This window comes from Phenylobacterium sp. (assembly GCF_046290725.1).
Taxonomy (GTDB): Bacteria; Pseudomonadota; Alphaproteobacteria; order Caulobacterales; family Caulobacteraceae; genus Phenylobacterium.
The window spans coordinates 1,995,487-2,009,788 of the sequence record NZ_JBKBUH010000001.1 but is presented as its reverse complement, the minus strand read 5'-3'; the positions used below and the strand labels follow the sequence as shown (position 1 = coordinate 2,009,788).

Here is a 14,302-nt window from a genome sequence, read left to right as displayed (position 1 = left end):
GCGCGCGAACCGTGCGGCCGCGCGCCCCAGCAGGGTTGAGGCGCGAAGGCCGGTCAGGTCAGGACGATGGAGAGATCGTCGTCGGTGGTGAGGGAGGACGGCACCAGCTCCAGGCCGCAACCGAGCACATCGTGATCGTCGTCACGGCTGTACTCAGGCGCCAGCACCTGGGTGCGGCCGTTGATGGTGGCGATCAGGCCGGCCACCGAGCCATGCGTCATCGCCCAGGTCACCACGTCGCCGGCCACCCACTTGTTTTCGAAGTTGATGGTCGAGGCGAGCGGACAGGTGATGCGCTGCTGGCCGGTGAAGCGACGGGCGCCGACCAGCTCCACGTTCTCCTGCTCGGGCACGTCGGTGAACTTCACGTTGTCCGACTGCTCGAAGGAGAGCGCGCGCAGGCCGAGGCCGGAGATCCCGTCGAAGGTGAACTGCGTGGTCCCGCTGGCCACCGGCTTGGCGTCGTTCCAGCCGGCGAAGCTGGCGTCGGCATGCGCCAGCTCGGCGGCGGCCGTGGCCACCGGCACGTGCAGGCCCCGGCCGTTGATCACCAGCATCGGGCGCTGGCCCGCGGTCAGCTCCAGCCCGACGCGGCCGCGCCAGCCCAGCACCTTGTGCAGGCGGCGATTGCCGTCCCGCCAGACCAGGGTCATCGAGTCCGCGCCGATGGGGTTCTCCATCAGGGCGTAGGTGACGGACGTGTCGGCGACGACGGTCTCGTTCCAGCCGCAGGCCTTCATGATCGGCCCCCACTTGGGCGCCACGCCGGCATCGCCGGATCCGGCGAGCGGGATCTTGAAGCCCAGCTCGGCGTGCTGGCCGTAGACGTGGCTGGCCACCGGGCCGACGCCCGGCTTGGCGGGGTTCGGCTGGACGCGGGTGTCGAGCAGCCGGAACTGGACCTCCTCGGCCAGGACCGTGTTCGCCGCAACCGCGGCGGCGTCCGTGCCGTAGGTGACTTCCTTCTTCGCGAGCAGCAGCTGGCGGTCCATGGATCAGGACTCCTCGGTCGCGGCGCTGGAGGGCGCCGGGGTTTCAGGGGCGGCCAGGGCGTCCTGGACGTGCTTGGCGACGGGGAAGCCCGCGGCCAGGGAAGCTTCGGCGATGGCCTCGGCGGCCGAGCGCGGCAGCTCCGGCGCGCCTCGGCCGGCGGCGATGCGGGCGGGGATGGTGCGGGCCTCGTCCGACGCGGCAGGGCGCGGCTTGGGGTTCTTCATGACTGGTGCTCGTAGGTTTCCTGAGAGGGGACGCTGAAGCGCAGGAGGTGCAGCCACCGGCCGCCGTCGCGCTCGGCCGTGTAGGCGAGCAGGTTCCCGCCCCGGTACTGGACCGGCATGGAGGCGCCCGCCGGCGCCCAGCCGCGCAGGGCCGCCTTCACTTCGTGGCAGGCGGGCTCGAACTCGGGGAAGCCGGCCGGGAAGACGAGGGCCAGGGTGACGCCGAAGGTCCAGGTGACCCGCTGGGAGACGAACATCGACGCCTCCTTCACCGGGTCGGCGACATCGGAGAGCGGGCTCACCAGGGCCGACACGTCTTCGCCCAGGGCCATCTGCTCGACCGTCTCCATGGCGTTCATGGCGGTGGTCACCTGCAGGATCAGAGGGCAGCGCTCGCGGATCCGCTCGGCGACGGCTTCGTAGAGGCCCTGCATCAGTGAGCCCCCCCGGCCGCGCGCGCCCAGTGGTCGCCGACGATGTCCACGATGGCGCGGGCGTCCTGGTCGGAGACGCCGAGATAGGGGCGCGCCGGGATGGTCACGCTCTTGACCGTGGCGAAGCCGCCGGTGGCCAGGCTGAAACGCAGCGCGCCGCCCTTGGCCGTGATGGTCGCGCCCAGCTGGTGGACGGCGGCATAGTCGGCGGCGACGCCGCCGGCGCCGATCTCGACGGCCGTAGTCCCGTCCAGGCGGTAGTTCACGCTGTCGCGCAGGAAGCCTTCGCCGACCAGCGTGGGCTTGCCGGTGACCTGACTGGCCAGCGACGGCCGCCAGGGCGTTCCGTCCGGCGCCAGGTTGGTTTGGAAGCGCTCGAGCGTCGAGCTTTCCAACTCCGCCCCGCTGTCCTCGAGGACGGGCGTCAGATCCCGGCCGAGGTCGATCATGGCCGAGAGCGCCTTGCGCACGCCGGCGTCTTCCAGGTCGAGACGTAAGGTGATGGCGACGCCGCTCATCCGCGGCGTCCCAGATAGGCGGCCAGGCCTCGGTCATCGAAGACCCTGGCCGGCCCGGCGAACTTCGCGCCGCCGGCGGCCGGATCGGCGGGAACGTCTTCGCCCGGCTCGCCGCCGCCGAGGGTGGCGAGACCCTTGGCCACGTCCTTCGCCCAGCTGCGGATCCGCGCGGCCGCCGAGGTGACGTGGTCGCGGCCCTGCCGGTCCAGCGCCTCGCGGGCGAGGATCAGCTCGGCGTTCTTGACCGTCCTGGGGACGGGCTCCAGCGGCGTGGGGTAGCGGGCCGCAAAGTAGCTGTCGAGTTCGGCCCCGGCGTCGGCCAGCGCCTCGGTGATCTTGGCCGCATCATAGGTTCCCGCGGCCGGCGCGAGGGCGCGGGCTTCGGTCTCACCGACAAAGGCGACGAACTCTGCGACGGCGGCGTAGGACATGGGTCAGCCCGTCATCCCCTTCACGGCCCACATCACCGCTTCCTCGACCTTGGTCTTCGCCAGGGCGATTTCGCGGGAGGGCTTGCCCTGCGTCACGGCGTCGAGCGCCTTCAACAGGCATTCGCCCATGGCCTTGATGTCGGCCACGTTGGCCTGCTCCTGGGCGGTCAGCTCCCGATGGATCTTGCGCGTGGGGTCGCTCATCGGCTGGCCGCCTTCCCCCGGCGCGCCTTCGGCGGGGGCGCCGGCTCAGCGGCGGAAGCCGGAGCCTCCGCCGCCTCGCCAGCGCCCCCCGTTTGGGCTTCGCTGGGGTTATCGGTGGACGCGGGGTCGTCCCCGCTGGAAGCGTCCGACGCCGCCAGGCCGTCACCAGCAGCGCCGTCCGAGGCCGAGGTACTGGTCTCGGCCTGACCGAAGGAGACCGAATTGGGCTCGTTCCTGCCTTCGGTGGAAAGGGTGTCCTCCGCCATCGCGGCGAGCTCGCGGACCACGTCGATCCGCGGGGCCAGGTCCGCCACCACCGGATCCTGCATCCAGGCGTGATGCGCCTCGACGAAGGCCCGGGCAGCCGCGGGGCCGTCGCGCTCGACCAGGCCGACGACGATGGCCAGCTGCTCGGCGGCGAGGCGTTGGGCGGTCACCCAGTGCCGCATGGACTGGACCACGTCGAAGGCCACGGCCTGGCCGTCGTCCTCGACCGGTTCGGCCCGACCCGCGTCCAGGCGCGCCTGCGCCAGGTCGGCGGGGATGTCGCCGGCCTCGCCCACGGTCACGACCGCACCTTCCGGGAAGGTGCGGCCGCCGTAGGAGAGGTCGATCTGCGTGAGGCGGATCTTCATGGCGCGGGCTCAGGCGACCGCGTCTTCGAAGAAGTAGCCGCAGTTGGAGGCGACGATCAGCTCCTTCAGCTGCTCCTCGACCTGGACCTTCTGCGAGCCGCCGATGCCGATCTTCGGCTCCGGGATGACGCGTACGGCGCGAGAGCCCTTGGGGACCGTCATGCCGAAGGTCATGCCGCGCTCGTTGTTGGCGAGCGGGTTGATGAAGAGGGCCGCAGCGTGCTTGCCCCAGGCGCGCGCCAGATTGGGGGCCTGGCCCTTCTTGGCGGTGTTCACCCGGGCCTTGCCGACGATGATGCCGTTCTTCAGCTCCAACGCCTCGGCGAGATCCGCCGCGCGCGCCTTGCCGACCGTCGAGGCCGAGCCGTAGAGCTTGGCGATCAGCTTCGGGTGCGTGGCGATCTTGGTCCACACCGGCTGACCCAGCACCAGGAGGTTGGGCCGCATCATCGGGATGTCGAGCTTGTCCCAGATCGCCTGGAACGGGTCGGCGTCGGCGTGCGACCACTGGTCGGAGCCGGCGAGCTGCACCTTGTGGCCCGCCGGATAGGTGGCGGCGTTGAAGACCAGGTTCGAGACCCGCAGCTCGCGACCCAGCACGAGCAAATCGGTGACGGTCTCGGTGGCGTGGCCCAGCGGGTCGTAGCCCTGGGGCGCGTTGGCGACGTCCTCGTTCGGCACCAGGTCGGAGAGCGCGAAGTCCTCGGTCTTCGCGGTCTTCTCCTCGGCAGTCACCTCGATGACGTTGGCCTCGGAGCGCCGGCCGATCCGGGTGTCCGGCACGGTCAGGCCCTGCGCCACCGGGATCTCGAAGTAGGTGAACTCCTTCTTCGAGACCGGGGTGGCCATCGGCAGCACCTGGTCGGCGATCATCTCCTCGTTTTTGTAGGCGACGGAGATGCCCGTGTAGGTGGGGTGGATCGGGAAAGGGGCGTCCATGGAGAGCGGGTCCTAGAAGCTGCTGAAGGGGTGGGCGGCGCCTTAGGCGCCCTGCATCACGCTGGGGGCCAGGTGGAACTCGCCGATGTCGCCGGCCACGTAGGAGGCGTTGGCGAAGCCGACGATCTGGACGTTGGCGCCCTGGGCCGGGGCGGCGGCGACGGCCTTGCCGTTGGCGTCCGCCACGATCTTCTGGCCGCGGGTGATGTTGCCGCCGACGTCGATCTCCACCCCCTGGCCGGAAGTGTAGACCTCGCACCCGTCGCCGGCCGCGGCCGCGCCCAGGCTGTCGGAGACGCCGATGGACAGGTCGGTGGCGGCCGCCGACTGGACGACGACGCCGTCGGCGGCGCCGAACTTGACGATCCGCCGGGGCGCCACGGCGGCGCCGGCGGTGTAGGGCATTGCGGGGTTGGTGCGCATGGCGGTTCCTTCAGGGGTGGATCAGCGGCCGATCTGAGCGGCGGCCTGCGAGTAGGAGAGCGTCTCGCCGCGGGCGCGGGCCTCCGCGACCAGGCGGGAGATCGCCGCTGAGATCTGCGGCACGGCGCCGGCGCTGGTTGGGTCGAAGCCGTCGCCAGCGGAGAACTCGGCGAACTGGATGGACGTGCCCAGGCCGTCGAGCAGGCTGCGCAGCTCGGCGCGCGGATCGGCGTCGGCCTCGGCGAAGGCGACGGTCTGATCGCCGCCCAGACGGGCGAAGATGGCGGCCACGCGCTCGCGCTGCGCCGGCGGCAGGCGGCCGGCCTCGACCAGGCCGTCGAGGAACTCGGCGTCTTCCTGGCGCTGCTCGGAGCGGACGCTCTCGGCGAAGGCGGCCTCGCGCTCGGCGATCTGGGCCTCGCGGGCGGCGAGCTGCGCCTCGCGCTCGGCCAGCGGATCCTCACCACCCGGCAGGCTGTCGGCGCCGGGATCGCCTTCAGGCCCGCCGGGCGGATCTTCCGGGGAGGAAGCGGTTTCGGATCCGGCGGCCGTCTCCTCGCCCTCGGCGAAGTGCGGCGCGTCGGCCCGGTCGATGTTGTCGACGGCCCAGGAGGGAACGATGCGGTCGGCCAGCTCCAGGCCTTCCTTCTCGATGAGCCAGTCGCGGAGGGAGCGGAGGATGTCCTTCACCCAGAAGCCGTCCGCGGCGGCGAAGGCCACCACGTCGGGATCCTCTTCGGCGAAGGCCGGCTCCAGGCCCTTCACGGCCGGCGGCTGGGCGCCCAGGAAGCCCAGGTGGCGGAGATACCAGGAGCCGGGCTTGGGGTTGCGAGTGTCGGTCGGCGCGTAGAGGGCGGCCGAGACGTAGCGGTAGCGGCCGGCCTCGACGCCCTCGGCGAAGGCGGCGTCCACCTTCTCGGTCGCGGCGACCAGGCGGCCGTCCTCGACCGTGAGGCCCTTCACCCAGCCCCAGGCCGGATCGTCGGTCTTCGGATGGCCGAGCACGATGGGGGCGGCCTGGACGGCCGGGTCGTAGCTGGCGGCGATGGCCGAGACGTCGGCCTCGGAGAACTCATACTCGCGGCCGTCGATGGCGCGATGCTTCCCCGCTTTGAACGTCTGGATGGTTTCGAGCATTTAGGTGACGACCCTGGACGCTGGTGCGGCCGTCGCGCTGGACGACCGTCGAAGAGAGCGTCACCATGCCGGGCGTCGGGAGAGGCGTAGCCCCTGACAGCTGTCAGCCCCAGCAGAGGAGATCAGGGATGGCGAAGTTCGTCAGGTTCGAGGGCCTCCAGGGCGAGCCCCTCATGGTTAACATGGACCAGGTGCTGTTCATCGAGAACAACGAGCGGGACTACAGCCAACTCGTCTTCGCGCTGGATCAGGATGGACGGCGGCGGCTCATCGTCGTCAAGGGCGCACCGGAGGAGATCTACGCGAGAGTCGCCTGACCGCCTGCCTCTTCGAAGGCTTTCAAAGGGGGCAGGACGGCCGAAGGGGGTCGGCCGGCTATCAGCGTGGCGTTCCGGCCGTCCTGGGGCTCCCTGAGCCGCTTTCCTGAGGCTTGAGATCTGGGGCGGCCGGCGCCACATTAGGCGGGCGCTGCCGCCCCCGGCGATGGGATCCAGAACAGCGCCGCAAGGCCCGGAGGTCGCCCCTCGCGGGCCTTTTTCATGGGCGGCGGTAGACGAGAGTTCCGACCCGGTGCCCGGAGCTTGTGCGCAGCGCCTGGTCGCGGGGCTCGCCGCGCTTGCCGGGGCCATAGGCCGTCGTCCCCATCCACACACCGCGGGCCGACCCCTCATGAAACGTCACCACAAACAGCTGGCGGCCGATCTCGCCGGCGTCGAACGCGCCGACGAAGTTGCGCACCAGGATCGATGAGCCGTCCGCCCGGCTCTGAAGCGAGTGCCAGATCTCGTCGGGATCGCGCAGGACGGCGGCGAAGATCTCCGCCAGCTCGGCGCGCGAGGCGAGCCCGGGCTTCGCCGCCACGGAGGCGCCGGCGGCGTCGTGGCGCTCGAACATGCGGCGGCCGACCAGCAGCGGGACCTGAGCGACGTCGGTGAAGATCTCGCCCTCGCCCCTTCCAAGCACCTTCGAAAAGGCCTCGAACACCGCTTGAGGGTCGCCCGGAAGGTCGCGCCGGATCCGCACGTCGTCCGGCAGCGGCCGCGCGGCGCGCAGCGGCGGGAGGCGGGCCGGCTGGCGGCCGCCGACCACGACCGCCCTCTGCGCTTCCGGCATCGCCGGCGGGACGAGGCCTTCCATCCGGGCCATGCCGACGTTGTAGCCGAAGCCGCGATCGATCCCCTTGGGTACGAGGGCGGTCTCGCCGGTGCGCTTGTTCGTCCAGACCTGCTGGTCGTAGCCGCCGCGGGCGCGCAGATCCTCCTCCGATGTCACCTCCTCGGCCGTGCGGTGGGAGGTGATGAAACACTTACAGCCCCAGCCGTTCGGGGTGTAGTGCGTCTTCCAGAAGACGTGGCCGATATGCAGGGTGATCCCGTGCCAGGCCTCGTGATGCTCCCGCGGGTGTTCCTGAGGCGTGTGGTGGTAGCGCAGGAAGGGCCGCGTCGAGGCCGAGCGCATGAAGCGCTCCCACCGGCCGGCGCCGTGCGCCATCCTCATGTTCGTGTCGTAGATCACCCGCAGGCGGCGCGGCGTGCCCAGGGTGACCAGGCGCTCGGACCCGGTCTTCGGATCGACCTGGCGCTTCTTGCCCCACCAGCCCTTCGCCTGGAGCGTCGGCCGCAGCTCCTCGACGTAGCGCTCCTTCGTCCAGCCCTCCTTCAGGCCCGCCATCAAGCCGGCGTGCATGTCGGCGAGCAGATCGGCCGACATGGCCTTGGCGACCACGAAGGTGTTGAGGTGCTCCTCCTGCCAGACGTCGCGCCAGTCGAAGGAGAACCGCCCCCCGACCGCCTTGCGTTCGAGGTAATCGACCGCCTCCGCCGGCGCGCGCTGATCGAAGACCAGGTTCGGCACGGGATCAGCCCGCCGCGGCCTGGGCGCGGTCCTCGCGGTCGGAGAGGCCGAGGCCCGCCTCGCCGGCCATCCGGGCCTGGAAGACGGCTTCGGCCAGGCGCTCGGTGAACTCGGCGAAGACCGGCGAGCCGTAGAGCCCCACCAGGCGTTCGCCGGCGGCCTCCAGTGTCGGCGACGTGCGCACGATCTCCTCGGCCGCGGCCACCACCGGCTCGATCAGCGGCTCCCAGTCCAGTTCGTCGACGAACGCCTCGATGGCGTCTGGCGGCGCCGCCTCGGCGAACATCGCCCGCAGCTGCTCCTTCATCCCGCCGATAGCGGCCTCGGCGAAGGCCGGGCGGGCCTCAGGCGCGGGGGCCGCCACGAGCTGGGGCGGCGCGCGGCGGCGCCAGCCGGGGAAGTCCTCGGCGAGCCTGGCGTCCTCCGGCTCGAACCCGGCCTCGCGCATGGTCTTGTACGTCTCGGCCTTTTCCTTGGTCAGCTTGGACGCCCGCTCGGCGTCCTCAGGGCTGGGGCGGCGGAGCTTGGGGGTCGCGGCGCCGGGGTAGTTCCATTCGGTGAGCCAGCGGGCCGGCCCTTGCTCGAAGCTCTCGCACAGCTCCTCGACGTCGGCGTCGGTCAGCTCCTCGCGGACGTCCATATGGACTTCGCTCTGGGAGAGCGAGGCGCCGTCGTCGGTGGTCATGGTCTGGCCGAGCACCACCTTGGAGATGTCGCTGTTGCAGAACCGATAGAAGGTCGCCTGGTCGACGGTGCCGCGCTTGGCCTCCAGCATCTCCAGGACGGTGCCTTCGGGCTTGATCACCGCGCCGTCGAGCCGGATCGCCATGGCCGCGGCCAGCAGCTTCGCCTGGTCGGCGGCCGAGGTGCCGGCGGGATAGGTGCCGACCGTGGTAGGCGCCCCGAACTTCTCCAGGGCGCGGAGCCAGAAGGAGAGCCCCATCTTCTTGAAGTAGACGGGCCAGTACAGGTGAAAGGCGAGGCCCAGGCCGTAGGGATCGTCGTCGTTGTCGGCGCCCGACGACATCACCCAGAACTTCCGGTCCGGCAGCTGCTCGCCACGGAAGGCGTCCTTCCGGGTGAGCAGGCGCAGCTGGCCGTCCGGCGTGAAGCGGAACCGCCAGGGGGTGCGCACCTTCACCGTCTTGAGCCAGACCTTGTTGTCGCGCACCTCCCACATGCACTCGCCGACGCTGAAGCCATAGAAGAGGCCCCAGCTCATGCCCTTGGTGGCGCGGTTGAAGGCGATGGCGTCCAGGTTCTCCTGCAGCTGCTGGGCGGCGGCCTTGCTGGCCGCATCGTCCGCGCCGGGCTCGACGATCAGGGGCCGGGCGACGATGGCCAGGCGGCGCTGCTGGAAGGTCGAGTGGACCTGGCCGTCGCGGCGGATCTCGCGATAGGCCTCCCAGCGCCCGCCCAGGCCTCGCAGCACCGTGTCCTCGGGTTCGAGGAGCGGCCCGAAGTAGGGCTTGGTGATGTCGCGCCCGTCCGCGGACGTGGCGATCTCCTGCATCTCCGGCTTGGCGGGAACGGCCTCGGTCTCGGCCATGGTCAGAACCTTTCGATCTGCAGCTCGGACGACATGACGCCGAAGCCGCGGTCGTCATGCCGACTGCCGGCGGCGGGCAGAGCCGAGCCGGCGGATTGGAAGTCGATGGCCTCGGCCGGGCCGAGCCGCAGCGCGAAGCCGCTCATCACCAGGCCCACGGCGGCGTCGGCGTGGCGCTTGGCGCCGCCCTTCTGGCCGCCGGCGTCGCCCTTCTCGCGGGCTCGGGCCTTGGGGATGGTGGGCACGCCCTTCTCGACCTTCACGGCCCGGAGATCGGCGGCCTGGTCGCGGTCGCGGCAGATGGTGATGCGGCCGTCCTCGAACCTGGACTTCACCGGCGGGCCGTTCTCAAGCCACCAGGCCGAGTTGGTCAGCACGGCCGCCACCCGGCTCTCGCCGTAGGCCTGGACGAGGCGCTCGGCCAGGTAGCCGCCATTGCCGGCCGCGTCGATGGCCGCCTTCCAGCGCCGCAGCCGCGAGAGCAAGTACTTCCAGACGAACTCCTGCTCCGTGTAGGGCACGTTGCGCATCTCGACCGTGAAGGGGGTGCGCCAGCTGCGGTCCTGCTGCTCGGCCAGCGGCCAGATCACCGACAGGTCCGAGGAACGGGCAAAGTCCCCCCCGACGCCGTAGCCGATGTGGAGGTCCAGCTGCTCGATGAGCGGCAGGAGGCTCCCCTCGCACCATTCCTGGATGAAGGCGCGGCGCAGGTGGTCCGGCTGGCGGGCGAAGGCGTCCTCCAGCGCCAGGCGCAGGACCGGCGCGCCAGGATCCTCCGCCCGCTCGATCTGATCGAAGGAGAGCCAGGCGCCCGATCCGCGGGCCGGGATGCAGTCCAGCTCCTCCTCGGCGTCGTCGCCATAGGTCTCCCGGATGTCGGCGATCCACGCCTCCTTGGGCAGGATCTTGCGGCCCTTGACCTGGAAGGTGAGCGCGATCCGCTCGTACAGGCCCGCCGCGATGGCGTCGTCGAACGTGATCGTCAACGTCTCGCCCTTGCGCTTGCCGGCGCGCACCTCGTTGAGCAGGCCGTTGAAGGGGTTGTCCACGCCGTCGTGGGTGGAGACGACCACCACCTGGCCGCCCCACATGAGCAGCGCGATGGCCGCCTTCAGCACCTCGGCGAGATCCTTGTGGAAGGCCGCCTCGTCGATGATGACCAGGCCCTGCTTGCCGCGCAGGGCGCGGGGCACCGATGGCAGGGCGACGATCTTGAAGCCGGAGGCGAGCCGGATCCGGAAGGCGTTGATGTCGCCCTGTTCGTCCTCGATCAGCTCCTCGTCGGCCGCCTCGGCCGCGATCCCGAACGCCTTGGCCCAGAGGGTGCAGGTGTCAATGAACTCCCGCGCCATCTCCATGTCGTAGCCCATGTACCAGACGTTCATGCCGCCGGCGCCGGCGGCTGCGCCCGCGGTCGCCACGGCGTAGGCCGCCAGGCCCCAGGTCAGGCCGATCCGGCGGCTCTTCTCGATGACCAGCAGCGAGACGCCGGCGAACAGGCGGTCGAGGGTCGCCGCCTGGTACTTGAGCAGCAGATCGCCCTTCGGCAGCTGCGCGAACGCCGCCTCGGCGGCGGCGCGTTCCTGGGCGTTCTGTTCGGGGGGCGGCCTGAGCTTCATCCGTCCGCCGTCCCCAGCACCGCCTTGCGGATCACGTCGATTGTGTCGGCGCTCATGCCGCGGGACTTCATGACCTTCTCGGCCTGGGCGGCGGCCGTCTTCCGCGCCTCCTGTTGGATCTTCATGACGCGGTCGGCGTCGGTCTTCTGGGCGCTGGCCACCGACTGCAGTGACCGCGCGAAGAACATCAGGTTCTCAGGATCCAGCGCCTGGTCTTCCTCCAGGTTGCCGATCATCTCGAAGGCCAGGCTCTGAAAGGCTTGGATCAGGACCTGAAAGCCTTGGCCGTCCGCCACGTGGGGGCCGACCTCCTTCGCCAGGGCCGCGGCAAAGTGCTCGCTCCGTTTGATCCGTTCGCCGATGGCCTGGAACTTCTGGGCGTGGCGGTGCACGGCTGAGCGGCTGGGAGCCTTGGCCTTCAGGTCGTTGAAGTCGAGCAGCGCCTCAAGGCGGCTCATGACCTCGTCCAGCGAGATCTGGCCGGCGTTGAACTCCACCAACCATTCTTCGAGCGCCTTGCGGGCGCCCTCCGGCAGACGTTCGACGGTCGAGCGAGGGGCCACGGCGTCAGCCCCGCGGGCTGGGGCGCTGGACGCCGGGAACCGTGGTGCGCCCCTCGGCGACGTCCATGCCGCGCTCGGTGAGCGTCGCGACCACCAGGCCACCCATGTCCGACGTCGCGACCAGGCGCTGTTCCGCCAGCCAGGCGAGCTCGGTGCGGATCTGATCGCGGGTAGCGGTCAGGCCCAGCTCGTCGGTCGCCGAGTGGAGGATCGAGGAGTTCGCCTTCCACGCCGGCGCGGCGGCCAGCACGCGCAGGATCGCGATGCGCACATGCTTCGAGAAGTGTTCGCCGTAGGAGTTCACCGGATCGTCTCCTGCACGCCGCGGGCGAGGAAGAAGCCCTCCAGCCGCTGGATGCCGGCGTTGGCGGCGTCGACGCCCTTGGATACGCCGCGCACCTCGCCGCTCACCCGCTCCAGATCGGCCTTGGTCGGCAGATCCTGGATGTCGGAGCGGATCTCCTGGATCTGGCTCTCGGCGATGGTCAGGCGGTTCTGGTGGCCGTCGACCCGCTCATCGAGGGCGGTGTCCGTCTGGCTGAGCTGGGAGACCGCCGCCTTGACGATCCGCTCGACCTCGGACTTGGCGAGCGCCCGCAGCGACCAGCACGCCCAGACGGCGACCAGGTTGAAGACGAACGCCGCGACCGGCCAATACTGAAGCAGCCCTTTCACCGCGCCCCCCTGGGATACAGACGTTGAACTCGCTCGGCCGCCTCCTGGCAGACCAGGCACCGGACGGCGCCGGGGCACACGACCCGGCGTTCGGCTTCGATGGGCTCGGCGCAGTCGACGCACAGGAAGACGCCCGCGGGCGCGTCCAGCCGGCCGGCGGCGGCGAGCACGGGGCGCAGGGCGATCTGCCGGCGCATCTCCGCGAACTCCTGGGCCTGGTCGATGGTGTCCGTCATCGGCAGGGCCGCCCCTGGATGGAGTCTGGCCGGCCCGCGGCCTCCCAGACCGCCAGAGCCTTCATCGCCTGCTCGTGCTCGTCTGGAAGCCCATAGCCGCCAGCGCCGCCGATCCTGACGCCTCCGTAGAGCATGGCCCGCTTCGCGGCGGGCACGCCCAGCACGGCCAGGGCTTCGGAGAAGATGGCGTCCGCCTCGGCGCGGGGGCGGTGCATCGAGGCGTAGAGCCAGTCGTGAACCACGGCCGCCTTCATGGACGGCCCGGTCGGCGGCTCGATGCGCCATAGCGGGCGCGGGATCGAAGTGAAGTCGGTGATGAAGCCGGGCGGCACGATGATCGTGTCGCCGGATCCAAGATGGCCGACGTCGTAGCGGACGGGCTCCAGCAGCCGGTGCTGGGTGGCCCCGGACTTCTTGCGCAGGGCCGGGCGGCCGGCCTCGTCCTCGACCAGCTCGGTCCGCAGCTTGCTGGTGAAACTCATCGCCCGCCTCCCCAGCGCCGGCGCGGCGTGCGGAGGAAGAAGACGGCGCAGGCCGCGAACGGCGTCGCGGCGCCTAGCACGAAGGCCAGGCCCGCGGCGTAGGCGGCCAGGAAGCTCGGCACCCCGCACATCAGGCCAGCGCCCCGATCCGGTGGCGGATCCAGCCGAAGAAGAAGTCCTCGTTGGCGGCGTCTTCCGGCGTGATGTCGAAGTAACGGGCGCCCTGCTGGATGTTCAGGGCCTTGAGCATGACGCTCTCGCCGTCCTGGTCGCGGCGGATCTTCAGGTAGGTGGAGAGCGTGCGAAGCGTGATCGGGCCGACGTCGCCGTCGATCTTGATGTTCGGATAGTCGCGGCCGCGGCGGTTGAACCGGTTGAGGGCGGTCTGCAGGTAGATGCCCGGCCAGGCGACGCCCAGGTTCACGCCGGTGTCCAGCAGCTCCTCGGCGATGGGCAGCGAGAGATAGGCTACGGCCTCGAAGCCGGGCTCCTTCCAGTAGCGCTCCCGATAGATCCGCACCGCCTCGGCCCGCGGCATGTCGCGCATCGAGCCTGCGTAGCCATAGCGGCGGGCGGTCGCGACCGTGATCCCCCACATGGTCTCGCCGCCGCGGTCGGAGGGATGGTTGGAGTACTTGCCCTCGCGGCCGACCAGGCGGTCGATCACCTCTTCGACCTGGGCGGGAACGAACTTGGACGCGGGGGTGTTCACTGGCTGGCTCACGCAAAACCCGGCCTTGCGCCGGGCGATTTCACGTGTGCAGCATGGCTGAGCTGTGGAGCGGCTTAGCCCCTGACAGCTGTCACCCTCAGTCGAACAGATCGCCCTTGGGCTTCTTCGTCGCGGCCTTCACCCGGAAGGCCGAGCGGGTGTGCATGTCGGTGGCCAGCGCCACCTGACGGGCCGAGGCGCCCTTGGCGAGCAGCGCCGCCGCCGCGGCCCGGCGACCCTTCTGGCCGCGCAGGTTCGCCATCGGGACCGTCACCTTCCCGCGGCCGAGGCGCTGGACGATCTTCGCCGCGGCGGCCTGGCCGACCGCGCCGGAGAGCACCGAGCCCTTGGCGTCCGACAGGCTGATGTCGGTGCCCCCGAAGTCGCGGGCAAGCTTCAGGGCGACGTCCAGGCCGGCGGCGTCCGCGATCTCGGCCAGGATCCCGGACAGGCCGCTCATGCCGAGCCGCCCTTCCGGACGCGCTCCAGGGCCAGCTCGGCGCGCAGGGCTTCGAGGGTGGCGGCCTTCAACTGATCCTGGCGGGCGCGGACCTGGCCGTGCGGGGCGACGCGGGCCTTCATCGCCGCCTGGGCGCGGATCTCGGCGGCCGCGGCCTTGCGGGCCTCGGCCTCGGCTTCCTCGCGCCAGGAGAAGAGATCCGCCGGCGCCATGG

23 protein-coding genes are annotated in these 14,302 nt (G+C 70.8%); 1 reads left to right on the top strand and 22 read right to left on the bottom strand.

The genetic code is table 11. The features are described from left to right. Positions 1 to 53 precede the first annotated feature (53 nt). Genes ACK41C_RS10470 through ACK41C_RS10425 form a run of 10 tightly spaced genes read right to left on the bottom strand, consistent with a single transcriptional unit; the run spans position 54 to position 5,938 of the window. Entirely contained in the window at positions 54 to 992 is a 939-nt protein-coding gene (locus ACK41C_RS10470) for a hypothetical protein (protein WP_409653489.1), read from the bottom strand. Between the two features lie 3 nt (positions 993 to 995). Next, on the bottom strand, positions 996 to 1,217 hold the full coding sequence (locus tag ACK41C_RS10465) for a hypothetical protein (protein ID WP_409653486.1): 222 nt from the start codon (positions 1,215 to 1,217) through the stop codon (positions 996 to 998). Then, positions 1,214 to 1,651, bottom strand: coding sequence for a hypothetical protein (locus tag ACK41C_RS10460; protein ID WP_409653483.1), 438 nt, complete (start codon positions 1,649 to 1,651; stop codon positions 1,214 to 1,216). Before ACK41C_RS10460 ends, ACK41C_RS10465 begins: the two co-directional genes overlap by 4 nt. Further along, a complete protein-coding gene (locus ACK41C_RS10455) occupies positions 1,651 to 2,169 on the bottom strand; it encodes a phage virion morphogenesis protein (protein WP_409653480.1) in 519 nt (172 codons plus the stop codon). Before ACK41C_RS10455 ends, ACK41C_RS10460 begins: the two co-directional genes overlap by 1 nt. Continuing rightward, positions 2,166 to 2,600 (bottom strand): phage protein Gp36 family protein, encoded by a 435-nt coding sequence (locus ACK41C_RS10450; protein WP_409653477.1) that lies wholly within the window; start codon positions 2,598 to 2,600, stop codon positions 2,166 to 2,168. The genes ACK41C_RS10455 and ACK41C_RS10450 overlap by 4 nt, the downstream gene beginning before the upstream one ends. Before the next feature lie 3 nt (positions 2,601 to 2,603). Next, positions 2,604 to 2,804 (bottom strand): hypothetical protein, encoded by a 201-nt coding sequence (locus ACK41C_RS10445; RefSeq protein ID WP_409653474.1) that lies wholly within the window; start codon positions 2,802 to 2,804, stop codon positions 2,604 to 2,606. After that, entirely contained in the window at positions 2,801 to 3,439 is a 639-nt protein-coding gene (locus ACK41C_RS10440; protein WP_409653471.1) for a hypothetical protein, read from the bottom strand. The genes ACK41C_RS10445 and ACK41C_RS10440 overlap by 4 nt, the downstream gene beginning before the upstream one ends. 9 nt (positions 3,440 to 3,448) lie before the next feature. After that, on the bottom strand, positions 3,449 to 4,378 hold the full coding sequence (locus ACK41C_RS10435) for a hypothetical protein (RefSeq protein WP_409653468.1): 930 nt from the start codon (positions 4,376 to 4,378) through the stop codon (positions 3,449 to 3,451). Between the two features lie 42 nt (positions 4,379 to 4,420). After that, a complete protein-coding gene (locus ACK41C_RS10430; RefSeq protein WP_409653465.1) occupies positions 4,421 to 4,801 on the bottom strand; it encodes a capsid cement protein in 381 nt (126 codons plus the stop codon). A gap of 21 nt (positions 4,802 to 4,822) precedes the next feature. Continuing rightward, positions 4,823 to 5,938, bottom strand: a complete 1,116-nt coding sequence (locus tag ACK41C_RS10425) for a hypothetical protein (protein ID WP_409653462.1) — start codon at positions 5,936 to 5,938, stop codon at positions 4,823 to 4,825. Positions 5,939 to 6,066: 128 nt separating this feature from the next. On the opposite strand from ACK41C_RS10425, the gene ACK41C_RS10420 reads away from it, so the two are divergent. Beyond that, on the top strand, positions 6,067 to 6,255 hold the full coding sequence (locus ACK41C_RS10420; RefSeq protein ID WP_409653460.1) for a hypothetical protein: 189 nt from the start codon (positions 6,067 to 6,069) through the stop codon (positions 6,253 to 6,255). Positions 6,256 to 6,475: 220 nt separating this feature from the next. On the opposite strand, the gene ACK41C_RS10415 is transcribed toward ACK41C_RS10420, so the two are convergent. From ACK41C_RS10415 to ACK41C_RS10360, 12 genes are all read right to left on the bottom strand, one after another. Beyond that, positions 6,476 to 7,792 carry a phage minor head protein gene (locus ACK41C_RS10415; protein WP_409653458.1) on the bottom strand — a complete coding sequence of 439 codons (1,317 nt, stop codon included), beginning with the start codon at positions 7,790 to 7,792 and terminating at the stop codon, positions 6,476 to 6,478. Positions 7,793 to 7,796: 4 nt separating this feature from the next. Beyond that, entirely contained in the window at positions 7,797 to 9,341 is a 1,545-nt protein-coding gene (locus ACK41C_RS10410; RefSeq protein WP_409653455.1) for a DUF935 domain-containing protein, read from the bottom strand. Between the two features lie 2 nt (positions 9,342 to 9,343). Further along, a complete protein-coding gene (locus ACK41C_RS10405) occupies positions 9,344 to 10,960 on the bottom strand; it encodes a hypothetical protein (protein WP_409653453.1) in 1,617 nt (538 codons plus the stop codon). Further along, a complete protein-coding gene (locus ACK41C_RS10400; protein WP_409653450.1) occupies positions 10,957 to 11,523 on the bottom strand; it encodes a phage protein Gp27 family protein in 567 nt (188 codons plus the stop codon). Before ACK41C_RS10400 ends, ACK41C_RS10405 begins: the two co-directional genes overlap by 4 nt. A gap of 4 nt (positions 11,524 to 11,527) precedes the next feature. Further along, positions 11,528 to 11,827: a hypothetical protein gene (locus ACK41C_RS10395; protein ID WP_409653447.1), complete on the bottom strand. Its 300-nt coding sequence runs from the start codon at positions 11,825 to 11,827 to the stop codon at positions 11,528 to 11,530. Then, positions 11,824 to 12,198 carry a hypothetical protein gene (locus ACK41C_RS10390; protein ID WP_409653444.1) on the bottom strand — a complete coding sequence of 125 codons (375 nt, stop codon included), beginning with the start codon at positions 12,196 to 12,198 and terminating at the stop codon, positions 11,824 to 11,826. Before ACK41C_RS10390 ends, ACK41C_RS10395 begins: the two co-directional genes overlap by 4 nt. Next, positions 12,195 to 12,434: a TraR/DksA C4-type zinc finger protein gene (locus ACK41C_RS10385; protein ID WP_409653441.1), complete on the bottom strand. Its 240-nt coding sequence runs from the start codon at positions 12,432 to 12,434 to the stop codon at positions 12,195 to 12,197. Before ACK41C_RS10385 ends, ACK41C_RS10390 begins: the two co-directional genes overlap by 4 nt. Continuing rightward, positions 12,431 to 12,916, bottom strand: coding sequence for a DUF1353 domain-containing protein (locus ACK41C_RS10380; protein ID WP_409653438.1), 486 nt, complete (start codon positions 12,914 to 12,916; stop codon positions 12,431 to 12,433). The genes ACK41C_RS10385 and ACK41C_RS10380 overlap by 4 nt, the downstream gene beginning before the upstream one ends. Then, positions 12,913 to 13,047: a hypothetical protein gene (locus ACK41C_RS10375; protein WP_409653436.1), complete on the bottom strand. Its 135-nt coding sequence runs from the start codon at positions 13,045 to 13,047 to the stop codon at positions 12,913 to 12,915. Before ACK41C_RS10375 ends, ACK41C_RS10380 begins: the two co-directional genes overlap by 4 nt. Next, a complete protein-coding gene (locus ACK41C_RS10370) occupies positions 13,047 to 13,628 on the bottom strand; it encodes a glycoside hydrolase family 108 protein (protein WP_409653434.1) in 582 nt (193 codons plus the stop codon). Before ACK41C_RS10370 ends, ACK41C_RS10375 begins: the two co-directional genes overlap by 1 nt. A 97-nt stretch (positions 13,629 to 13,725) precedes the next feature. After that, positions 13,726 to 14,088 carry a hypothetical protein gene (locus ACK41C_RS10365; protein WP_409653431.1) on the bottom strand — a complete coding sequence of 121 codons (363 nt, stop codon included), beginning with the start codon at positions 14,086 to 14,088 and terminating at the stop codon, positions 13,726 to 13,728. Beyond that, a complete protein-coding gene (locus ACK41C_RS10360) occupies positions 14,085 to 14,300 on the bottom strand; it encodes a hypothetical protein (RefSeq protein ID WP_409653429.1) in 216 nt (71 codons plus the stop codon). The genes ACK41C_RS10365 and ACK41C_RS10360 overlap by 4 nt, the downstream gene beginning before the upstream one ends. Positions 14,301 to 14,302: the final 2 nt, after the last annotated feature.